The following is a 21,308-nucleotide window of genomic DNA, read 5'->3' as shown; positions in this document are numbered from 1 at the left end:
CTGCTCCCCGATTGCGAGAGCACGGGATGAGGGGACTTCAGGAAGCGTGAAGGTTCCTCTTCGTCGCCGATGTCCTCGCCCAAGTGATGAGGACGAGAGGGACCGTGCCGACTGGGCGCGGTGGACCTGTTCGGCGCGGTTCGGTGCCGACGGGTCAGGCCTTGCCCGCTGACGAGGGGCCGGTGTGGCCGCCGTAGGTGGCGATCTTGTATTCGGTCGCCGCCAGCGACAGGGTCAGCTCCTTGAGCTGCCGGCGGATCGTGTCGCGGTGTTCGAGCAGCAGGTCAAGGCGCTCGGGGACGGTGTCGTCGCCCTCGTCGGCCAGCCGCATGTAGTGCTGAAGGTCGCGCATGGCCATCCCGGACAGGCGCATGCGGGTCAGGAACACCAGTCTGCGTACCGCCGCCGCGTCGTAGCTGCGGTGGCCGCTGGCGTCGCGGCCCACCTCGACCAGCCCGATCCGCTCGTAGTAGCGCAGCGTGTGCGGCGACATGTCGAGCAGGTCGGCGACCTCGGTGATGGTCATGGGGTCGGTGGCGGCGCTGACGTCGACGAGGCGGTGGATCACCTCGACCGACATCGGGCCGTCGACCTCGTCGAGGGCGGCGAGCGCCTTCGACATCAGATCGTCCGTGGCCATGGCCCCACTCTAGATCGGCCGGGCGGATGCGGGGGCGCCGGGGAAGTCGGCAGCACGCGCGGTAGGGGCCCAGCGTTCGAGTTCCTCCAGGTTCTGCCGGTAGGACCTTCCGATGCGCTCGACCGCCTCACGCCCGAGCGGAAGGCGCAGCGGCAACTCGTCACCGGCGACCAGGTCCGCGATGATCTCCGCGGCCCGTACCGGATCGCCCTCCTGAACCCCGTCGGCGCTCGCCATGTCGTTGCGGACGGCCCCCAGCAGCCCGGTGTACGCGGCGCTGGCGTCGGCGACCCCGAGCACGTCGGGCGCGTTGAACGAGGTGCGGAACCGGCTCGGCTCGACGATCATCACCCGGACCCCGAACGGCGCGACCTCGCCGGCCAGCGCCTCCGACCAGCCTTCGAGCGCGAACTTCCCGGCCGAGTACGCGCCGACACCGGGGAAGGAGATGCGCCCGCCCTGGCTGCTCATCTGCACGATCGTGCCCGACGCCTGCTCGCGAAAGTACGGCAGGACGGCCCGCACGAGCGCCGCCGGACCCAGCAGGTGCAGTTCCAAAGACGCACGAAGCTCCTCCGCACCGACCTCCTCGGCCGCGCCGACGACCCCGCGGCCGGCGTTGTTCACCAGCACGTCCACCCGATCGAACCGGTCGACCGCCGACCGTACGACGTCCCCGGCGCGCCCGGTGTCACGCACGTCGAGCTCGACGACCAGTACCTGGTCGCGGTGGGCGTCCGCGAGGTCGGCCACCGACCCGGGCCGCCGCACGGCCAGCACCACGTTGTCGCCCCGCCCGACCGCGCACTCGGCGATGGCACGGCCGAAGCCCGCCGACGCGCCGGTGATGATCCATGTCCGCTGAGTCCCTGGTTGAGATGTCATGCCGGCGACGCTAGGAGTTCGAGCGCGCTCGAACGCAAGCGCGGCGCCGGCCGCTTCCCCGTCGACGGTCAGCCTGCCGAGTCGTACGTCGTCCCTTGGGTTCGCCGCGAACCCTGGGTTTCCAGGGGTCCTAGTAGCAATCACCGAAAATCCAACGGATATGGGTCTGCGGCTCCTCGTCTCGTCAACGATGGCGGCGGCCGGGGTCTTGTGCAGCGAGCGCGGAGCCGACGGCTTCGGCGGTGACGTTGGTGTAGATGGCAGGCTGCGGATGTTCTCGTGTCCGGACAGCGCCATGAGCATGAGGGGACCAGCCGCCTTCGGCCAGGTGGGGGAGCCGGGAGTGGCGGAGCTGGTGAAGGGTGTAGCCGCGTCGGCGGGGGTCGTGCCGCTTGGTGTCCTGTTCGGTCTGATCGTCGAAGACCTGCCGGGCCGGTCGGCCGATACCGGGGTGATCGCAGAGGGCTTCCGCCGGTCGTGATTTGTGACGGTCGATGACCGTGGGGTGGCCGTGTGGTCAGCCGTGCTGGAATCTCGTGGGCGTTGGGATGGTTGGTGTCGGTGTGAAGAAGATCGGCTTTCTCTCGTTCGGTCACTGGAGTGACAGCGCGGGCTCGCGGACCCGGTCGGCGGCGGACGCCCTGCTGCAGTCGATCGATCTTGCCGTGGCCGCGGAGGAACTGGGTGCCGACGGCGCCTATTTTCGGGTGCACCATTTCGCCAGGCAGCTGGCCTCTCCGCTTCCGCTGCTGTCTGCGATCGGCGCGAAGACCTCGCGCATCGAGATCGGCACCGGCGTGATCGACATGCGCTACGAGAACCCGATGTACTTCGCCGAGAACGCCGGCGCCGCCGACCTGATCTCCGGCGGGCGGCTGCAGCTGGGCATCAGCCGGGGATCACCGGAACAGGTCATCGACGGGTGGCGGTACTTCGGGTACGAGCCGTCCGAGGGCGACACCGATGCCGACATGGCGCGCAAGCACACCGAGGTACTGCTCACGGTGCTGCAGGGCAGAGGCTTCGCCGAGCCGAATCCGCGGCCGATGTTCCCCAATCCACCCGGGCTGCTGCGCATCGAGCCGCATTCCGAGGGGTTGCGCGACCGCATCTGGTGGGGCTCGGGCTCCAATGCCACCAGCGTGTGGGCGGCCGAGCTGGGCATGAACCTGCAAAGCTCCACGCTCAAGGACGACGAGACCGGCGAGCCGCTGCACGTCCAGCAGCGCAGGCAGATCGAGGCCTACCGGCAGGCGTGGAAGGACGCCGGACACCAACGCGAGCCGCGTGTGTCGGTCAGCCGCAGCATCTTCGCGCTGACCAGCGATCTGGACCGCGCCTACTTCGGCCGGAACGCCGACTCAGGCGACCACATCGGAATGATCGACGAGAAGACCAGGGCCATCTTCGGGCGCTCGTACGCGGCCGAACCGGACGTGCTGGTCAAGCAACTCGCCAACGACGAGGCCATTCAAGCCGCGGACACGCTGCTGCTCACGGTCCCCAACCAGCTCGGCGTGGACTACAACGCACACGTTCTGGAGAACATCCTGACCCACGTGGCACCCGAACTCGGCTGGCGCTGAGGGCACAGCCAGCCTCGCCCATCGCGGGCAGAAGAGTTGCATTTTCGCTGAGCGTGACTGTCGGCTGATTCGGGTCGTATGGCTGCCGTCCGTGGGAATCTAGGTCGGCATGGCGCCCAGTCTTGGCTATGTGATCCTGTATGTCCGCGACCTTGCCGCCTCGATCGTCTTCTACCGGGACGTGGTCGGGCTCGCCTTCAGGTTCCAGGACGCGGGCTATGCGGAGTTCGCCACCGAGGCCACCAGGTTCGCGCTGTACGAGCAGCGTCGCGCCGACTGGCTGACCAACAGCCGGACCGCGCCCGGCCCGGCGGCCGAGGTCGTCTTCATGGTCGAGGATGTCGACGCCGAGGCCCGCCGGCTCCGGGAGTTGGGGGCCACGGTCCTCAGCGGCCCCGCTGACCGGCCGTGGGGACACCGGACGCTGCATGTCGCTGACCCAGACGGCTTCATCGTGGAGCTCGCGCAAGACATCCCGCGCCGCCGCCGTCGACGCTAGGGCAGTCCACCACGGCGGTGAGTTTTTTCGATGCCGAGCTGTGGATTTGAGATGCGCGGCGCGCCGACAGTCACGCTCGGCGGCATGAGCGGACGATGGGCCAGGGTGTCCGGTGTCCATGTGGTCTCGGAGTTCGTCTGCACTGGGTGCGCATGAGGAGGGGGAGCCTGGTGGCCCCGAACTCGTCGCGTTGTCGGGTCGCTGACAGCCTGCTCCGGGAAAATTCTCGACAGAATTTCTGGGAGGCGGTGTCGGATCGGGGCAGCGGCGTTCGTAGCAGGGGTGAGACGTCGACAGCACCGCGCTAACCACGGCGCGCGGTTGTTCGCCGACAGGACCGGAAGCCATCCCAACTACTGACCAGGACAGGAACGATGACCGATTCGACGGCAAGTGGCGGAACCAGACCCTTCCGATTCGGGGTCGTTGCCCCGCTCAGAACAGATCTGCCGACGTGGCGAGACCAAGTGCGCCGTATCGCCGACAGCGGATACTCCACGCTGCTGATGCCCGACGTCCCGCAATGGCAGCCGGCCCCAGCCCCCACGCTGGCCGTGGCCGCCACCCTCACCGACCTGCGAGTCGGCTCTTGGGTGTACGCCTCCCCGCTGCGCCAGCCGTGGAGCACCGCTTGGGAGGCGCACTCGATGTCGGTGCTCACCGAGGGACGTTTCGAGTTGGGCATCGGCACCGGCAGGCCCGGCATCGAAGACGAACTCCGCGACCTGGGACTGCCCGTCGTCCCACCGGGCAAGCGGCTGGCCCAGGTGCGCGAGACCGTGACGGCGCTGCGTGGTCTCGACGGCGCCGACCTGCACACGCCAGTGGTGATGGCCGTGCGCGGGCCGAAGGCCCGGGCGATGGCGGCCGACCTCGCGGACACGGTCGCCTTTGCGTTGATGCCGGGAGACGATCGGGTCGAAAGCACCCGGGTGGTACGCGACTTCCGCACCCTCGCCACCCGGGACATCGAACTCGCGCAGCACGTGGCGGTGATCGGCGACACCGTCGCGCCGTTCATGGCGTCCCCCGACACCGACCCTGCGGCGCTTCGCGCGGTGGACTCGCTGGCGGTACTTCCGGACGACCCTGCGGCGGCCGCCGAGGAGATCCAGCGGCGACGGGAGGAACTCGGCATCTCCTACTTCGTCTTCGGCGCCGGCTCCGCCGACGCGCTCGCTCCGGTCGTGGCCGAGCTGGCCGGACATTAGACCCGCTGGCCTGCCGGCAGCGGCACATCGGCACCCACGCCCGCGCAGGTCTTGGCATTGTCTCCGACATAGACCAACCATCGGGGCAGGGGTGTTCATAACCGGGGTGCGGCGGCCCGCGCGGGCCGTCCCCCGACAACGGGAGGTGATCTTCAGATGCAGTACCTGGTTTCCGTGATCGATGACAAGAGCAATCCCGGCAGGACGGACAGGCAGCCCGCTATCAGCGAGTTCAACGAACGGCTGATCGCCGAGGGCCACTGGGTCTTCGCGGGCGGACTCGCGGACACCGACGCGGCCACGGTCGTCGACAACCGGGGCGAGCAGGCGGTGTTCAGCGACGGGCCCTTCGTGGAGTCCAAGGAGTACCTGGCCGGCGTCTGGGTGTGGGAGGCACCCGATCTGGACGTGGCTCTCAAGCTCGCCGCCGAGGCGTCCAAGGTCTGCGATCGGAAGATCGAGGTGCGGCCGTTCCTGTGAACGACGCCGACGTCCGGGAAACGATCACTCGCACCCACCACGAGGAATGGTGCTGGGTGGTCGCGTCCCTGACCAGGCGCTTCGGCGACCTCGACATCGCCGAGGAGGCGGCGGTCGAGGCGTTCTCGGCCGCCGTCGAGCGATGGCCGGCCGACGGCGTGCCGCCCAACCCCGGCGGCTGGCTGACCACCACCGCGGGCCGCAAGGCCATCGACCGGATCCGGCGCGAGAACAAGCGCGACGACAAGCACCAGGGGGCTCTGCGCCCTGTGTCGTCTTTGGGAGATGGCCACCTGAACGTCAGACCCTGTCCGGCGCCCATCGGGGACTTCGTCCGGATCGATCACTTGATCCCGGGGATGCGCCACCAGCGTCAGCCCCCAATGCGGTGGCGAGGCCCTGCACGACGGCGACCGCCGCGAGAAGCACGATCACCGGGGTCACGCCGTCCGGCGTCCGGTGGTCGACGACCCGGCCGAGCAGCGGCGGGGTCGGCATCCCTATGACCATCGCGGCGGCCGCCGTGGCGGCGAGCACGCGGTGCGGGCGCAGCAGTTCCCTGAGCAGCGCGCGGACAGGCGCACCGGACGCGATGGGCTGATTCCGAGAACGAGAAGCGGCCCCATCTCTGAGGAACTTGGTTTCTAACCTCAATTGGCGATCTTGGAGGCCTTGATCACGAATGAGTTTTGGTCCCCACCCGCTGTGGTGGCGGGTCTTCCTCCGCGGGCCGCGAGGATGACCGTCCCCACCGGCCGGCCTGCTACGAGGATCGGAACGGCCAGTAGCGACTCACTCGCGAGGAACCTCGTGTTCCCGCCTGGGGAGGGTGCTCGGCTCGTTCAGGTGCAAGGGCGAGAAGAGGTGAGGGCCCGGCAGGTGCCGGGCCCTCTGGGTGGGGGCGATCGCCGTGTGGCGCTCGCTGCCGGTTGGTGGGCCGGTGTTGGGCCGCTGCCCGGGGCGCAGGTTTCGATCCGGGAGCGGTGCTGTCGTCTTACCGGGAGGCCTTGCCGAAGATGACTTGGCCGCCGTGGTCGATCCGGCTCGGGTCGGAGGCCTTGCCGATGGTGGCCTCGCCCTCGTCGTGGACCTTGACGTTGCTGTTTCCGCAGACCTCGGCGATGGAGACCTGGCTCAGCCAGCCGACGTAGACGCTGCTGTTGCCGGAGGCCGTGCCGATGGTGGCCTGACCCCCGCCCATGAGATCGACGCCGACGTCGTCGCAGATCTCGTCGATGGTGGCCCGGGCGTTGCCTTCGGCGGCGGCCAGGGTGTTGTCGACGGTGATCTGGGACCGCTTGGACATCTTGCCGATCGTGGCCCGGCCGCCGTTGTCGACGCGGACCCGTGCCCCCCAGGAGCAGTCGGAGGGGTTGGTGATGTCGCCGCAGACCTCGCCGATGGTGGCCTGGCCGCCGTTGGCGTGGACGCTGCTCTGTTCGGAGGTCTTGCCGATGGTGGCCCGGCCGCCGCTGTAGATGAAGACGTGACTGCGGCTACTGGCCTGGTCGATGGTGGCCTGGCCGCTGTCGACATCGACGTTGCTGCAGTCGCAGACCTCGCCGATGGTGAGTCGGCCGTTGTCGTCGACGTCGGCGCGGCTCTGCTCGGAGAGCTTGCCGATGGTGGCCTGGCCGCCGCGGACGCCGACGCGAGCCCAGTTGCAGACCTCGTCAATGATCGCCCGGCCGCCGCTGAACACGGTGACAGAGCCCCGGTCGAGAACCCGGCCGATGGTGACCTGGCCGCCCTCTAGGACGGCGACGCTACCAGTGACGGTCTCATAGGTCGCGGTGTGTCCCGGACGGACAACGATGTCGAACTCGCTGAGATCCATGGTCGTCATGGCTGATCCTTCTCGTCATGGTTTGCGTTGCGCCCTGCTGAGGCGAAGGCGCCGAAGATGACCGTATGGACCACGCCCTGCCCCGCAACAGCAACCCGGGACATGGTCCCCAGCCCGCCGCCGGTGAAGGCGGCTCGCGCCCAACCCGAACTCACCGACAGAACACCGCCCGCGGCCAGAACCCGAGCGCGCAAAGACGAATCGATACTGGCCGTTCCTATCCTCCTCATGGCCGGCCGGGTCAATCTCGTTCGCCCTCGGCTTGGCTTCGTCTGCGGGCACTTCAGACTGACCACTCCAGCCAGGGACGGGCGGCGGCTGTGAAGGAAGAGCCGGGCTCTGGTCGTCAGGGCGTGCCTGCGGCTTGTTGGGCCTGGGTGCGGCTGAGCCGGTAGGACTGGGTGCCGGTGTCGATGATGGTGGCGTTGAAGGTGAGCCGGTGGACGATGGCGGCGCATAGGCGCGGGTCGGTGAAGGTCTTGGTCCAGCCGCCGAAGGACTCGTTGGAGGCGATGGCGACGCTGGAGGTCTCCTCCCGGTCGGTCAGCACCTGGAAGAGCAGGTCGGCGCGACCGTAGCGGGCGATGGTCTTGTTGAGCACGAGTTCGTCGGCGGCCTCGACCAGCTCGTTGACCAGCCGGGCGGCCGGCACGTATTTGACCCGGAAGCCGGCCATCGTTGCCTCGGTGCCCAGCGAGATCAGCAGGTGGGACTTGCCGGTTCCCGAGTCGTCGATCAGGCAGAGCGGTTCGCCCCCGCGTACCCATTCGCAGGTGGCCAGGGCGTTGACGACGGCGGGCGGGACGTTGGGGGTGGCCTCGAAGTCGAAGTTACGCAGCGCCTTTTGGCGGGGGAACCCGGCGGCCTTGATCCGCCGCTCGGAGCGGCGGCGTTGCCGGTCCTCGCACTCGGCCATCAGCAGCTCGGCCAGGAACCCGCGTCAGGTGAGCTGCTCGCGTTCGGCGGCGTCGGCGACGAACTGGTTGCGGACGGTCGGCAGCCGCGGCATCCGGCACGCCTGGTCGATGGCGGCCTCGGCGGCCGGTTCGGTCAGCCCGCGGTGGTGGGTCAGCTGCTGGTGGGTGGTCATGAGGCCTCTGTCTGGGATGCGGGACGGTGGCGCAGCAACTGGTCACAGACCGCCACCGAGGGCGGCGGCCGGGTGTCGACCGGCAGCCTGGCCAGGACATGGCATCCGCCGACGCGACGGTCGAGCGCGGCTGGTCGGTGCTGATGGTGGCCGGGCCGCTGGACTTCTCGCTCACCGGGATCCTCGCCGCGATCGCCGGGCCGCTCGCCGCCGCGGAAATCTCGATCTTCGCCGTGTCCACATATGACACGGACTACGTTCTTCTGAGGTCGGACCAGGCCGACGACGCGACAAAGGTCCTGCGGGCCGCCGGGCACATCTGCCCCGTGCCCCCTCGTGACGGTTGGAACCATGAATGAGCACCAGGACGACGACCCTTCGCTCCGGTCGTCGTACGCAGCGCCGCGGCACAGGTCGCCGACCGTATCGTCGCGGCGATCAAGACCCAGCGGATCGGCCCGTCCGAACGGCTGCTCTCCGAACGCGACCTCGCCCAGCGACTGCAGGTGAGCCCGGCCACACTGAGAGAGGCGCTGGCCGCCCTGGTACTCGCAGGGGTCGTGCAGTCGCACCGGGGCAGCGGCACGGTGGTGGTGGCCTCCGCCGCCTTGGTGGCGAACTGGGGGATCGAGGTGCTGCCGACTCAGGTGTTCGAAGCCCGGCTGGCCGTCGAGCCCCAGCTCGCCGAACTCGCTGCGATCAAACGCTACCCGGAGGACTCGAACACCTTCCGCGTGGGCCCATGCCGGGAGCGACCGCCGCATCGTCTTCTCGCGTGCGGCTGCCTGCTGAAGCAGAGCGGCATAGGCGGCCGCGGCGTCGGCGAGCGAAGCATGCCCCCCGGTACCGCTGCCGATCAGTTGGACGGGCGCCTTGCGCAGCATCAAGGCGGGCAGGCTCGCCACTTCGCCGGCGGTCATTCCGACCAGGATGTAGCGGATCGGTTGTGCGGCATCGTCGGGGCGTCCGTCCGAGTGCGTCAAGGCGCGCACAGCTCGTCATGCGGCCGGTCGATCCTGATGTCGGTATCGGCCCCGTCCGCCGTCAGACCGTCCAGGACGCGCGGGTTGCGCCCGGCGACCACGACCCGCGCGCCCTGGTGTTCGGCCAGTTGGGCGGCGATGCGGCCGGACGCGCCGGTCGTGCCTGGAATCAGGACCGTCTGTCCTGCGGCGGCCTTGTCCTCCCACACGATCGTCTTCCAGGCGGCCATGCCGGGTTGAGGAACGCGGCGGCGGTCACGTCGTCGATGCCGTCGGGAACCGGCAGCCACGCGCCGAGGCGCACCAGCGTCTGCTCGGCCATTGCGCCATGAGGCGGCTGCGGGATGAAGAACGCCACCCGGGTGCCGTCCTCCAGCCGTCCCACGCCGTCCAGGCTCACCACGTGGGGGAACTCGGTAGGGGCGTAGTGGACGCCGTCCGCCGTCAAACGGTCGGACGGCTTGAGCGCCGCCGCGGCGACCGTGACGACCGTGACGACCGCTTCATCGTCACCGGCCAGCGGTGCCGGGAAGGACTCATAGCGCGGGGCCCGGCCGATGCCGTGCAGGACGGCGGCGTTGATCTGCTGAGTGCTCACCAGCGCTCTCCCTGTCTGGTCGCTCCGGCGACGGACTGGAATCCGTTCAATCTGAACGGCATCCTCGAACGCGTCTCACGCCCGCGCTTCCCGCACCATGTGGAAAGCCGCGACCGCCGCCGCCGACCGGCTCTTTCCGGACATCGACGAACGCGCACTCCGCGGCCTCAAATTCAACGAGGCAGCGAGCCATGGCCGAGTGTGGCCATTGTCAATGCTGTGATGTAAACACACGTAAACAGGCTGTTGCGGAAGGGTGGTCTCGATCGAATGGCCTGAGCGGCACGAGGGAGTGCACTGGATGGACCAGCAGGAGTGGCGGCTGCGGGTAGAGGCGGGCGATGACACGCTCCGGCAGGAACGGCTTACCCGTGAACTGCACGGCGACCTGCTGAAAGTCGACGGAGTCGATGTCGGATACGCCGACCCGCCTTCTTCGCCCATCCCCGGGAGCAAGGGCGGGCTCACAGGTGAGTTGGCGCTCTGGGTGACGGTGGCCACGTCCGGAGCACAGACGTCGAAAGTCCTGGTCGCTCTGATCCGGGAATGGAGTTCCCGGGAGCGTCACCGGAAGATCGAGATCTCTTACGGCGATGACTCCCTCACCATCACCGGCTGTCCAGACCAAGCGCAGGAACGGCTCATGGGCGAGTTCCTCGACAGGGTCGACGGCAGGAACCGTACAGAGTGAGCCGATCGAAACGTCGCAGAGCGCTGCTGATCGGCAATGAGACGTATGACGATGGGAGGTTCGCTGCGCTCCCGTCCGTTCGTGCGGACCTCTGGCAACTTCAGCAGGTTCTCGAGCACCGCAGCATCGGAGCGTTCCTGCCAGTGCGTTCAGTGGCAGATCTCACCGCCGACGACATGCGTCACGAGATCGCCGAGTTCCTGGACGACTGCGACGAGGACGAGTTCGCGCTGCTGTACGTCTCCGGACATGGCACCCGGCTCGTCCAGTCCGGCGGTGAGTTCCATTTCATCGCCAAGGACACCGACTTCGGCCACATAGCCGAGACGGCGGTGAGCGCGGGATTCGTCAACGAACTGCTGGAAGTATGCGTCGCCCCGCAGAAGGTCGTGATGATCGACTGTTGCCGCAGCGGGGGCTTCGCGGTGGGTCTGCGCACCAGCGACGGGCTGCGGCCCGGTGCGGCCAAATCCGGCGAGGAGCCACTCCTTACCAGTCGTGGTGTGTACGTGCTGTCCTCGTCCAGGGCGGGCCAGGATTCCTACGCGCCGGTAGCGGCCGGCGAAGACGTGACCCCCTCGGTCTTCACCGGACAGATCGTTGAGGCACTGCGTACGGGAAAGGCCGGCAAGGACGGCAGCGGAGAGGTCTCGGTTGAAGACCTCTTCCATTACGTCAACCGGCGGATGAGGGGCGACGGCTCGCACCAGATCCCCGTGGCATCGTCCCTCGGGGTCGATGACCGTATCGTCATCGCCAACTGTCCCCAAGGGCCGGCACCGCAGTTGGTACCCCTGTCCCGCGGGCCCTTTACGGAAACGGAGACCCGGTCGCCGAGCACCGAAGCCGGGCACCCCAAGTCCGCGGCGCAACCCACTTGGTCCGGGCTGCTGGCCTATTACCGTGACTGCATCGTGGCGGACCAGAGTGTCCCTGAGGCCATGTCCGTCAATGACTACGGAAAGACGTATGTCTGCCTGCCCGGCCCCGAGCGTCTGCTCTCCGGAGACCTCGACGACGACCACAGCATCTCCATGCCCCCACATGCGGAGAAGCTCGTCCAGCAGGCCGTCGAGCAGGAGAACGAACTTTGGGCGGGCTATCCGGCGGTGGTGACGCACGGGACGCGGAACGGTGGGGCCGCTTCCAGCTTCGCGCCATTGCTCGTGCGCGCGGTCGAGCCCGTCCATGAGAACGGAGAGGTACGGCTGCGGCCCTATGGTCCTGTGATGCCGCACCCGGGTCTGGCCGCCGAACGGCTCGGTGAGGACGACGCCGCCGACCTCGCAGAGTCCTACCAGCCGACATGGCATGCAGGGCAGCACGACCGGATGGCGGTCGACATCGCCCACCTATTGCGCGACGAATACGCGTTGCCCACCGTCCAGAAGATCGAGCCCGACCGGCTCACCGATCGGATCGAAGTCGACACCCCGGTGAGCGGGGCACGCAACACCGCCGTCCTCTACGCCGTCGCCCGGAATCTCGGTGCCACGGCCAAACTCCTCAAGGACCTCGAGCACATCGAGCGGCACACCGGGCGGATCAAGGTCACGGCGCTCGCCGCGCTCTCTCCAGAGCGGGCGGAGCGCGCTCTACCCGCACCGGATCGTCGACCGCAGGACGTGCGGCTTGTCACTCCTCTGCCGGCCAACGAGTCGCAGGCGGAGATTCTGCGCTCGGCGATGACCCATCGCCTCACCGTTGCGACGGGCCCGCCCGGCACCGGAAAGAGCCAACTCGTCGCCAACCTGGTCGCCACGGCCGAAGCCGCCGGGGAGAAGGTTCTGGTCGCCTCTACCAACAACCAGGCCGTGGACGAGGTGTGCGGACGATGCGAGCGGCTGGCGCCGGGCAGCATCGTCCGTACGGGCTCGCGTCGTCACCGGGAGGTCGAGGCCGCCACGCTCGAATCCCTGAGGGCTGTGCAGGCACCCGCATCCAACCCTCAGACCGCCCAGGCCCGGCTCGACACCGCCGGCGACCTCCTGCATGCGGCCAGGCTGGAACTCGACCGCGTCGCGTCGATGGAGCGGGCCCTCCGCGAGGCCGGGGAGGCCCGCGATGAGCATGCCGCTGAACTCGAGTCGACGGTGGCCGAACTCCTCGGATTCCTTCGAGACCATGACGGACCAGAACGTCTCGCTCGCAGGGCGGAACGTGCTGCGGGGGCCAAGCTGCTTGGGGAATGGCGCCGCAAGCGCTTGTTGCGACGTCTGGGATTGCGTGTCAACTCCTCTGGGACGGCTGCCACCTGCCGTGCGCTCGCCCGGTTCGAGCATGCCGACGCTGTTTGGCAGTCCGTGCTTCCCCAGGCCGTAGACGGTCCGGATGATGGAGCTCTCGCCACGCGACTCGCTACCGCCGAACGTGAAGTCGAGGAGAACGCGATCGCACTGCTGGAAAGCACGGTGCGTTCGTCCGCCAGGCAGCACCGCAATCTCATCACCGAACTGATACGTGCCCAGAGCGCTGAAGGCAGTGACTGGCGCGCGGTGAAGAACGCGCTCACGGCCTTGCGCGGCTGGGCGGTGACCAGCCTGTCCGCACGACGCTTCCCGCCCGAACCCGCACTCTTCGACCTCGTGATCATCGATGAGGCGAGCCAGTGTGCGATCCCGCATGTCCTGCCGCTCCTTTTCCGCGCCCGCCGCGCCCTGGTCATTGGCGATGTCATGCAGTTGCCCCACGTGTCCCGGCTCAACGCCGAGCGTGACGTCGCCCTCCGCCGCGAACACGGCTTGCGATCCGAATGGCTGGAAAAGTACCGCCTCGGCTTCCGGCGCCACTCAGCCTTCCACGCCGCCGAACGAGCCTTGGGAGGCGGGCTTCTTCTCGACGAGCATTTCCGATGCCACCCTCAGATCGCCGCGTTCGTCAACGAACGCTTCTACGAGGGAAGCCTGAACGTCCTGACCGACATCCGCGGCCGTCCCTCCCTGCCCGACCGCCCCGCGATCCTCTGGTCGGACGTCCAGGGGCAGGCACGAACCTCCGGAACCTCATGGATCAATCCGGCGGAGATCGACAAGGTGCTGGAATCGGTCCGGTACCTCCTGGAGAAGTTGCCCGGCGACGCCACCGTCGGGGTCGTCACGCCGTTCAAGGCGCAGGCCGAGATGGTGCAGCGGCGATTGGGAACCGCTGACGGCCGCGTACGTGTCGGCACGGTCCACACTTTCCAGGGAGGCGAACGTGACGTCATGATCTTCTCGTTGGTGGCCGGTGAAGGCATGCGCCCGGGAACGATCCGCTGGGTACAGCGCCAACTCAACTTGTGGAATGTCGCGATAACGCGGGCCCGTTCGCACCTGATCGTGGTCGGCGACGCGGGACTTTGGGAAAGCCGGCGCGGCCTCCCAGCGGACCTGCGTGCCGCAGCCTCCGGCGCGTTCACGGCCGAGAGCGAGCCCCACTTGGAAGATCTCCGGGCGCGGCTCTTCAGATTCCTTTCGAGCGAGAACCCGGGCTCCGAGGTGGAACTCGGTGCCATAGTGAACGGTCACTCGGCCGACGCGATCGTTCAGACATCCGAGAACAGGGTTCCTATCATCCTGGATCCCAGCTCGCCCGAAGGCATCGACGCTGCCCGGCACCTTCGCCTCATGCTGCGGCGTCGCGATCTGCTCAGTCCCGCCGAGAATCTCACAGCCCGACGCCTCCCCGCATGGAAGCTCTACGACGTCTGAGCATCGGCCGAGCGAGTGCGCCGTACGAGATGGAGAACAGCGGACTGCTTCCGAGGACCTGCATGACCGGCACTCACGCCTCGCCCTCGCCCTCGTCCTCGCTTCAAGCCGGACTCGCAATTGTCTTCGGTGGTCACGCCCTGTAGATAGCGCCGGGCGTCAATTGCGGGAGGGCGCGACGGACTCGATCTTCCTTGAGGCGCGCTGTGGCGCGGTGAAGGAACTGCTTGACCTGCGATGATTTGAGAAGCGGCTCGCTGTGCTCTTGATCGATCGTGTTCACACCGAAGAGGCCACTGGTTCGCCGGGCTAGCTTGCTGCACGTCCGCCTCAGGGCTTCTTACCTACGGGAGGTCTACCTTCACGTACCGGGGCCAGTGGAGGAGTATTGCCTCATCCGGTTGCATCGGGGTGGCTCGTGTTCGGCCCGGCTGGGGGTCTCGGATGGAACTGTGGGTCTCAATCGTCGGCTCGCTTTCCGGTGTCGTGGCCGTGACCATGGCAGTCCTGCAATTCCGCCGGACTCCGCCCCTGGAGCCCGGCCAGGGCAGGGCACTTCCTGATACGCCACGTGGTTCGTTGCCCCCGCCTGTCGGCCGTCTCCCGTCCGTTGTCAGAGGACGGGACGCTCTCATGAATCGGCTCACGGAGTTGGTAGAGGCGCCCGATGGGGACGTTCACGTCCTCGCGGGCTTGGGAGGGGTCGGCAAGTCGACGGTAGCTCTCAGCCTTGCGGACAGGGTGGGCCGTGCCGGTGACAGCGTGTGGTGGATCTCGGCCCTTGATCACTCCACGCTGGCCGCATCGCTGACCATTCTCGCCAGAGAGTTGGGCGCCGGCGTTGACGAAATAGAGGACGTGGCGGCGGGCAGGCGTGAGCTGTCCGATCTCATCTGGGCCTACCTGCCGACGCGCCGCCGCTGGCTTCTCGTCCTTGACAATGCGGACGACCTCGTGCAGCTGGAGATGGCCGGTCGCGGCGCCGGCGATGGTTCGGGTCTCATCCGGCCCTGCGAATCCGGTCTGATGCTTGTGACCAGCCGGGTGGGCGATCCGGCGCTGTGGGGGCGCCACGCACAGGTCCATCGGGTCGATTCGCTGGGTGATGACGACGGCGCTCAGGCGCTTTTGGATTTTGCCCCAGGCGCCGGAAGTTTCGCGGAAGCCGAGGTGCTCTCCCGCCGGCTCGGCGGCCTTCCGCTGGGCCTGCACCATGCGGGCTCGTACCTCGCCTCGCCTTTCGCCACCGAGCGGGAGTTCTCCACGTACCGACATTCGCTGGACGACGAAACGGCGGCGCTGCTCGCGCGAGGCGCTGACGATCGCTCCATGATGAAGTCAACATGGAGCCTCTCGTTGCACGCGCTCGCGCGTCAGGGCATTCCGCAGTCCGAAGAGCTGCTGCACTTGCTTTCGATGTTCGCGGTACCCGAAGCCGTGCCGGCGCAGCTGTTCTCCCTTCCGGCGCTAACAGCTCTCTGCCACCCCCACCCGGTTGAAAAGGTGCTATCCGGCCTGCTGTCTGTCGGTCTCATCGACTGGAGACGCTCAGGCCATGAGTGGTCAGTGTCCGTACACCCTCTTGTCGCGGAAGTGCAGCGTCACAACATGACCGAAGAGCAACGGGGCGCTGAGGCGATCCGAGCAGCAAAGGCACTGCAGGACGCGCAGCGCGACCTCGACCCCTCGCAGCCCGCCGGCTGGCCCGTGTGGAGGCAGCTCGTACCGCATCTGATCCTCGCTGCCGAGCGGGCGGAGCGACTTCCCGAGGAGGAACTGAACGGCCTGCTCAACGCGGTCGAGCGGGCTGTGGAGGCCATGGTTGCCGCGGGGGAGCACGCTCTCGCCGAATCCCTCGGCCGACGTACGCTTGCCGCCACGGCACGACCCGGGGACGACGATCCCGCCAGGCTGGGCACCAGAATGGCGGTGGCGCTCGCGCTTCGGGTCAGGGGCCGACTGGACGAGGCGGAGCAGATGTACGGCGAGGTCATCACCGCCATCCAACGGACATCGGGCGCCCTTCATCCCTTGATCCTGCGTTGTCGCTATCAGCTCGCAATGATCGAGTATGGGCGCAACGATCTGGTTGCCGCGGAACGCGAACTCCAAGCCGTCCATGAGGAGATGCGCTCTGAGTTCGGCCTGGAGCACGCGATCACGCGTATGGCGCAGTTCAGCCTGGCACTGACCCTTCGCCGGCGCGGTGAAGACCGAAGTGCCCTGGCCGAGCTCGACGACTTCCTCCTATTCTGGAGCCGCTGCTTCGGCGAGGAACATCCGTACACGCTGTACGCGAGTCAGGAGCGGGCATACGCCAAATTCCGGCTCGGCGACACGCACGAAGCCGAAGCCGAACTTCAGGCCACACTCCAGGCCCAGACCCGGGTGCTCGGCGAGGACCACCACTCCACGCTCACCACCCGGCAATCGCTGGCGGTCCTTCGGCACGGTCACGGCGAGCACGTGGAGGCGGAGCGAGAACTGACCGCGGTGATCGACCTCAGGCGAAGGCTGTTCGGTACTCACCAAGTGGACACGCGAGCAGCGGAAAAGGCACTTGAGGAGCTCCGGCGCCAGGCCGCCGAGTAGGGCGGCATTTCTCCTGACAATCCCGGTCACTCGGAGCCTCTTGCCCGGTCTGCCAACGGGACGGACCATGGTCCCATGGACGGATCACAGGCGCAGAAGCTCTCTAGCACCGCGAACGTTCGGCCGGACGTATTGGAGTGGCGGCGCTCGGGCCGCTGTGGCGCGGCCGGCACCTGCGTCGAGGTCGCCGGGGTCGACGGCCTCGTATTCATCCGAGACCCCAGCAGCGACAGCACGGTCATCACCCTCACTCCGGATGCTTGGCGGAAGCTCCTGGTATGGCTGCGGAACGGTCGCTGAGCCCGGCGGCGGCGGAGCTGGATCTCGACTCGGTCCGAAGGCGCCTGATCGCGTCGGGCAGCGAACTCGCCCTGAAGCCGAATACGGTGAACGAGGCTGAACTCGAATACCGTCGTTTCCTCATCCTCTGTGGCATCGAGCCGGAACTCGCGATGCCCTCCGACCTCATCCTGGCCGATATTCTGAAAGCCCACGCTCGTGACCGTGCGATGTTCGAAGCAGATTGTCTACACGTCGCCCGGCATATGGCGCGAGTGGGACCGCCCTGGGGCGAGGTCGAACTCAGCCGTTTCAGATCTCTCTACGAGCACACCTTCGATCGCCCGCTTCACTTTCTCTGGACCGCCTATACCCCGAGACCGGATGGACCGCCATACGCGATCTGTGGGAGCCGGGACTCGTGGACTCACTCGAGTCGGAGGCTGCCGCGCTAAAGGACACCGCGATTCCTCAGAAAACCGACGAATACGCGGTCAACCGCCATCGATACCTCACGAGTCCGCGACTACAGCGGTACGCATATCCGGGCCAGATACTGCGGAACCTCCACGAGAGCCCTGACCTGGTCGCGACTCTACGGAGAACTACGGGTCTGCCTCTCTTCCCCACTCGGGCCGCCTATGTCTACTACGACCGAGGCGGCCATATCGGCCTGCACACCGACATCGCCCAGTGCACGGCCACACTTTTCCTTCCACTCGATCCCGTCCGCCCTCCGCCGCTCTACGTCCGCCCCGACCTGATGGCCGCCGGGCCCGCCGAGCTTCTGAGTGCCGCCCGGGAAAATGAAGGTTTGCAGCGGGGCCAGGCGGTTGCGTACACGCGAGGTGTCGGCATCTTGATTCTTGGTTCGCGTCTACCGCATGGCCGTCCATCGACCTTGGTCCCGATAACGCTCGCGACCCTGTGCTTCGACAGCATCAAATAGCTGTTATCTCATTTCCAGCCCCGGAACCGCTGGCCGGTTCTACACCGCTCGGTCGCTGGGGTCGCGGTGGGGCGGCCGGGAGTCGAGGCGTGGCGGTCTGTGCGATGACATGCCGACGACACCCGGCCGAGCTGGAAAAGCGCATTGCGCCGCGAAACAGAACGTGATCACATCGTTGGTCATGGACATCGTCGCCACCCTTCCCGCATTCATCGTCGCCGTCGTGCTGATCTCGGCGTCACCGGGCCCCGCGATGGCGTTGATCATGCGTCGTGCGGCGCTGCGGGGTCTGTCCGGCGCCGTGCTGACCGTTCTGGGGCTGGAGGCCGGGCTGTACGTGTGGGCGTTGTGCGCCGGTGCCGGTCTGGCTGCCCTGGTGGCCGCCTCAGAGATCGCCTACCTCATCCTCCGCGTGGTCGGCGCGGCCTTCCTGCTGTACCTCGGGGTGAAGTCATGGCGGACCGCCTGGCGCAGCCGCAAGGCGGGACCGGCCGGCGAAGCCGACCGGGACCTGCCGGACGCCTCGTCGCTGACCTGGTGGAAGACCTTCGGGGAGGGGGCCGTGGTGATGCTGGCCAACCCGAAGGCCGCCGCATTCATGATCGCGTTCTATCCGCAGTTCGTCCCCGCGGACCGGCCGCTGCTCGCCACGACCGCTCTCCTGGCGCTGCTCCAGGTGGCCGTCGAGATCGTCTTGTACCTGGCGTTGGCCGCCGTGGTCGGGCGCGCCGGCGCGTGGTTCCGCCGGTCGGCCGTCCGCCGCCGGCTGGACGCCATCAGCGGGACCGTGCTGGTCACCCTCGGCCTGCGGATGGCCGTCGAGAGCCGCTGAAGGCAGGGGCCGTCCACCGCTGCCGGCACGCCCTCACCGAGAACACCCGACCATAGATCAGCACTGGGCGACGAGGTGCGGGGGCCGACCGAGCTCGTCCTCAACGGGTCAGGGGGCGTGGTGATGCCTGACGGCGGCGAGGACTTCACCGAGTTGACCGCGGGCCTGGGCGGAACGCAGGTGGTCCAGGTAGTCACGGGCTTCGACGATCTTCCCGTCGTGGACCCGCATGACGAAGATCGCCGGAACTGTGAACGGCTCGCCGGTCTCCACCACGATCCCCTCGTACCGGAACTCCGCCACGATGACCTCGGGATCTGCGGTCTCATGAATGGTGATGCCGGTCGGCTGGCGGCGCAGGGTGTGCCCTGTGTAGGCGCCGGGCGGGACACCGACCCCAAAGTGGGCGCGCAGTTCTTCAAGAGATCGCATCGGGGGGGCTGCAAGCGGATGGAAAGGGTGCTCTACGTGGGTCTGCTCGGCGTAAAGCCCGACCACCTCGTCCCAGCGTTCCTCGCAGACACCGTGAACCAGCCTGAGAAAGACCTCGCGCGGAGTCAGGGGTTCGTGCATGAGACTTCTCCCATCAGAGGTCGCCGTCAGTGACGGCCGCCCGCGCGTCAGCAAGAGGGCGAGTTCGGACGTGGGTCCGGTTACGAACATAGTTCGTTGAGGAATTATTCGTCAAGGAACTACCCGCCTGGTCGCCCCACCCTCGGCGGGGGCCGTCCTCCTGATGGGGCGCGGGGTGTCCGGGCGCGTTCGGCCGCTCAGATGATCCGGACCGCTTCCACCACGTCGTCGGCGTTCAAGGCATGCACGGTGCCCTGCCAGCACTCGAACGGCCCATAGTTGCCCCGGTCGAGGATGGACTCCCAGGATGTCTCGATCTCGTCCCGCAGGGCGGGGGGCCAGTCCCGAATCGGGGCGTCGCGCATCCCGGCCGCCCGCAGACGGGCGTCGAACTCGTCGTACGCCTCCTCCCAGCGGGCGAACGCGTCGTCCTCGGACTCGCCTGGCAGCCTCGGCATCCCGAGGCCTCTGTTCAGGACCAAGTGCCACTCATCGAAGTGTGAGAGGAGCACCCGCTCGCGCGGGACCCGGCAGACGAGCAGCACCTGACCAAGCGAGCGGCGGCAGTTACCGATCAGATGATCGCGGCGGGTGCGTGCCCAGAGCCATAGTGCACCTTCGCCGCTGGTCGGTAGGCGGGCCGCCATCATCCGGTACAACCAGTCGTACGCGTCCGCGAACTCGGCCACCGCCAGGTCTGGGTCCGGCGTCAGTGTGCCCGTCGTGAGCAGGGCCTCGAACGCCTCGACCGACTGGATGGTATGCAGCAGCAGCCGTTCCGCGTCGAGGTCGTAGCCCACCCGGCCGGCGGGCAGGGCTTGCCCAGGCTCGGCGTCGCGGATCGGGAACGGGGGCACGCAGTCATCATGACGGCTCGGACGGACGGCCGTCGGCCTTGAGAAGGCTCAATTCGGGAGGGCGGGGGTGAGTTTCTCGCGGGCGAAACGCTCGACCAATACCGGCACGAAGTCCCGGACGGGTCTGTCGTCGAAGAGACGGTAGATGGCATCGACGGCTTGGGTCACCTGCTCGGGGCGATGACTGCCGGCGAACCTGCGGATGAGCCGATCGGTCACCTCTCGGATGACGTGCTCCTCGCGTTCCACATGATTCCCGGACGGCGTCATGGTCAGACCGCCTCGCCCCGGGGGTGGTTGGGGCATGAACCGCTCCGCAAGATGCGAGTACCCGAGCGGGCACGGGCCCACCCCCGGCCGTGCGGTGTCCCGTGCCGCCAAATCCGCCTTGATGGCGACGCTGACCAGGGAGACCAGTAACGCGACATCGTCGTGGCAGCCCAGCCATATTTTCACCCAGCCTCCGCCGGGCCGGATCTGCACCGAGGCGTGCTCTCCGAGGGGCTCGCGCAAACGCCGGACGAGCGGCCAGGTCAGAAACAGTTCGGCCTGATCGCTGCCGTGCAGATGGACGATCTGATCGCCACCGCAGGCGAAGGCCTGGCCGAAGCCGCAGTCGGCACGGCACAACCTCAGCGCCGGCCAACCGCTCAGTTGCCCCACCACGCGGTCGGTCGGGCAGATCCGCAGATCACCGGTCCCGTCCATGACCCGTAGGATCCTTCCCGGCCTGACCTGATCAATACCCGCACTGCGTAATCGTTACCAGAATGGTGCCAGGTTTCTTGTGTGCGGGTGTAATCGCACGTGGGTCGTTGTACTGCATTCCGCCGCCAGGTCCAGTTTGTTGCACCGGTAATACACGGTTTGCCATACCAATCTTGAGATCGGCGAGCGGGATTAGTTGGGCGCGGTTCTTTCTCGCCTCGGCTTCGGCGAAATCCCCATAAGGCCGGACAAGTGATGACTTGTCCGGCCTTGTATATGACCCGCCCAGTGGGCAATCTATGCCCGCCTTGCCGGGCCCC

Annotated in this window: 23 protein-coding genes and 1 pseudogene; 14 read left to right on the top strand and 10 right to left on the bottom strand. The window is 67.5% G+C overall.

Annotation, left to right across the window (positions count from 1 at the left end):
* Positions 1–154 precede the first annotated feature (154 nt).
* On the bottom strand, positions 155–640 hold the full coding sequence (locus ACQPZP_RS25270; RefSeq protein WP_433472194.1) for a MerR family transcriptional regulator: 486 nt from the start codon (positions 638–640) through the stop codon (positions 155–157).
* A gap of 9 nt (positions 641–649) precedes the next feature.
* Positions 650–1,525 carry an SDR family NAD(P)-dependent oxidoreductase gene (locus ACQPZP_RS25265; RefSeq protein ID WP_433472193.1) on the bottom strand — a complete coding sequence of 292 codons (876 nt, stop codon included), beginning with the start codon at positions 1,523–1,525 and terminating at the stop codon, positions 650–652.
* Between the two features lie 343 nt (positions 1,526–1,868).
* Here ACQPZP_RS25265 and ACQPZP_RS25260 point away from each other — a divergent pair, with 343 nt between their 5' ends.
* The 6 genes from ACQPZP_RS25260 to ACQPZP_RS25235 all read left to right on the top strand — a co-directional run bounded on the left by ACQPZP_RS25260 (position 1,869) and on the right by ACQPZP_RS25235 (position 5,807).
* Positions 1,869–2,006: a hypothetical protein gene (locus ACQPZP_RS25260; protein WP_433472192.1), complete on the top strand. Its 138-nt coding sequence runs from the start codon at positions 1,869–1,871 to the stop codon at positions 2,004–2,006.
* An 82-nt stretch (positions 2,007–2,088) separates the two neighbouring features.
* Positions 2,089–3,111, top strand: a complete 1,023-nt coding sequence (locus ACQPZP_RS25255) for an LLM class flavin-dependent oxidoreductase (RefSeq protein WP_433472191.1) — start codon at positions 2,089–2,091, stop codon at positions 3,109–3,111.
* A gap of 109 nt (positions 3,112–3,220) precedes the next feature.
* Positions 3,221–3,610, top strand: coding sequence for a VOC family protein (locus ACQPZP_RS25250; RefSeq protein WP_433472190.1), 390 nt, complete (start codon positions 3,221–3,223; stop codon positions 3,608–3,610).
* 374 nt (positions 3,611–3,984) lie between these two features.
* Positions 3,985–4,821, top strand: a complete 837-nt coding sequence (locus ACQPZP_RS25245; protein ID WP_433472189.1) for an LLM class flavin-dependent oxidoreductase — start codon at positions 3,985–3,987, stop codon at positions 4,819–4,821.
* A gap of 156 nt (positions 4,822–4,977) precedes the next feature.
* The gene (locus tag ACQPZP_RS25240; protein ID WP_433472188.1) at positions 4,978–5,301 is read left to right on the top strand and encodes a YciI family protein; all 324 of its coding nucleotides are present in this window, start codon (positions 4,978–4,980) and stop codon (positions 5,299–5,301) included.
* Positions 5,208–5,807 carry a sigma factor gene (locus tag ACQPZP_RS25235; protein WP_433472187.1) on the top strand — a complete coding sequence of 200 codons (600 nt, stop codon included), beginning with the start codon at positions 5,208–5,210 and terminating at the stop codon, positions 5,805–5,807. The genes ACQPZP_RS25240 and ACQPZP_RS25235 overlap by 94 nt, the downstream gene beginning before the upstream one ends.
* A 488-nt stretch (positions 5,808–6,295) precedes the next feature.
* Here ACQPZP_RS25235 and ACQPZP_RS25230 read toward each other — a convergent pair whose 3' ends face one another.
* The 3 genes from ACQPZP_RS25230 to ACQPZP_RS25220 form a co-directional block, all read right to left on the bottom strand.
* Entirely contained in the window at positions 6,296–7,147 is an 852-nt protein-coding gene (locus tag ACQPZP_RS25230; protein WP_433472186.1) for a hypothetical protein, read from the bottom strand.
* A gap of 346 nt (positions 7,148–7,493) precedes the next feature.
* Positions 7,494–8,069: an ATP-binding protein gene (locus ACQPZP_RS25225; protein WP_433479675.1), complete on the bottom strand. Its 576-nt coding sequence runs from the start codon at positions 8,067–8,069 to the stop codon at positions 7,494–7,496.
* Positions 8,070–8,087: 18 nt separating this feature from the next.
* On the bottom strand, positions 8,088–8,237 hold the full coding sequence (locus tag ACQPZP_RS25220; RefSeq protein WP_433472185.1) for a hypothetical protein: 150 nt from the start codon (positions 8,235–8,237) through the stop codon (positions 8,088–8,090).
* 98 nt (positions 8,238–8,335) lie between these two features.
* Here ACQPZP_RS25220 and ACQPZP_RS25215 point away from each other — a divergent pair, with 98 nt between their 5' ends.
* Both ACQPZP_RS25215 and ACQPZP_RS25210 read left to right on the top strand, forming a co-directional pair.
* Entirely contained in the window at positions 8,336–8,596 is a 261-nt protein-coding gene (locus ACQPZP_RS25215; RefSeq protein WP_433472184.1) for an ACT domain-containing protein, read from the top strand.
* A gap of 57 nt (positions 8,597–8,653) precedes the next feature.
* Positions 8,654–8,818, top strand: a pseudogene (locus ACQPZP_RS25210) (GntR family transcriptional regulator); the annotation flags it as partial.
* A gap of 398 nt (positions 8,819–9,216) precedes the next feature.
* Here ACQPZP_RS25210 and ACQPZP_RS25205 read toward each other — a convergent pair.
* Positions 9,217–9,429 (bottom strand): hypothetical protein, encoded by a 213-nt coding sequence (locus ACQPZP_RS25205; RefSeq protein ID WP_433472183.1) that lies wholly within the window; start codon positions 9,427–9,429, stop codon positions 9,217–9,219.
* Positions 9,390–9,818: a hypothetical protein gene (locus ACQPZP_RS25200; protein WP_433472182.1), complete on the bottom strand. Its 429-nt coding sequence runs from the start codon at positions 9,816–9,818 to the stop codon at positions 9,390–9,392. Before ACQPZP_RS25200 ends, ACQPZP_RS25205 begins: the two co-directional genes overlap by 40 nt.
* 301 nt (positions 9,819–10,119) lie before the next feature.
* On the opposite strand from ACQPZP_RS25200, the gene ACQPZP_RS25195 reads away from it, so the two are divergent.
* The 6 genes from ACQPZP_RS25195 to ACQPZP_RS25170 all read left to right on the top strand — a co-directional run bounded on the left by ACQPZP_RS25195 (position 10,120) and on the right by ACQPZP_RS25170 (position 18,850).
* Entirely contained in the window at positions 10,120–10,509 is a 390-nt protein-coding gene (locus ACQPZP_RS25195; protein ID WP_433472181.1) for a hypothetical protein, read from the top strand.
* The gene (locus ACQPZP_RS25190) at positions 10,506–14,198 is read left to right on the top strand and encodes a caspase, EACC1-associated type (RefSeq protein WP_433472180.1); all 3,693 of its coding nucleotides are present in this window, start codon (positions 10,506–10,508) and stop codon (positions 14,196–14,198) included. Before ACQPZP_RS25195 ends, ACQPZP_RS25190 begins: the two co-directional genes overlap by 4 nt.
* Positions 14,199–14,831: 633 nt before the next feature.
* A complete protein-coding gene (locus ACQPZP_RS25185) occupies positions 14,832–16,790 on the top strand; it encodes a tetratricopeptide repeat protein (protein ID WP_433472179.1) in 1,959 nt (652 codons plus the stop codon).
* A gap of 75 nt (positions 16,791–16,865) precedes the next feature.
* Entirely contained in the window at positions 16,866–17,090 is a 225-nt protein-coding gene (locus ACQPZP_RS25180; protein ID WP_433472178.1) for a DUF397 domain-containing protein, read from the top strand.
* Positions 17,069–17,524 carry a hypothetical protein gene (locus tag ACQPZP_RS25175; protein WP_433472177.1) on the top strand — a complete coding sequence of 152 codons (456 nt, stop codon included), beginning with the start codon at positions 17,069–17,071 and terminating at the stop codon, positions 17,522–17,524. Before ACQPZP_RS25180 ends, ACQPZP_RS25175 begins: the two co-directional genes overlap by 22 nt.
* A 675-nt stretch (positions 17,525–18,199) precedes the next feature.
* Positions 18,200–18,850: a LysE family translocator gene (locus ACQPZP_RS25170; protein ID WP_433472176.1), complete on the top strand. Its 651-nt coding sequence runs from the start codon at positions 18,200–18,202 to the stop codon at positions 18,848–18,850.
* A 108-nt stretch (positions 18,851–18,958) separates the two neighbouring features.
* Here the strand turns inward: ACQPZP_RS25170 and ACQPZP_RS25165 are convergent, their stop codons facing one another.
* The 3 genes from ACQPZP_RS25165 to ACQPZP_RS25155 form a co-directional block, all read right to left on the bottom strand.
* A complete protein-coding gene (locus ACQPZP_RS25165; protein ID WP_433472175.1) occupies positions 18,959–19,423 on the bottom strand; it encodes a nuclear transport factor 2 family protein in 465 nt (154 codons plus the stop codon).
* A gap of 197 nt (positions 19,424–19,620) precedes the next feature.
* Positions 19,621–20,280: a DUF3841 domain-containing protein gene (locus ACQPZP_RS25160; protein ID WP_433472174.1), complete on the bottom strand. Its 660-nt coding sequence runs from the start codon at positions 20,278–20,280 to the stop codon at positions 19,621–19,623.
* 48 nt (positions 20,281–20,328) lie between these two features.
* The gene (locus ACQPZP_RS25155; RefSeq protein WP_433472173.1) at positions 20,329–20,988 is read right to left on the bottom strand and encodes a three-helix bundle dimerization domain-containing protein; all 660 of its coding nucleotides are present in this window, start codon (positions 20,986–20,988) and stop codon (positions 20,329–20,331) included.
* Between the last annotated feature and the right edge of the window lie 320 nt (positions 20,989–21,308).

This window comes from Spirillospora sp. CA-142024 (assembly GCF_050942325.1).
GTDB lineage: Bacteria > Actinomycetota > Actinomycetes > Streptosporangiales > Streptosporangiaceae > Spirillospora.
This window is presented reverse-complemented; position numbering and strand designations above follow the sequence as displayed.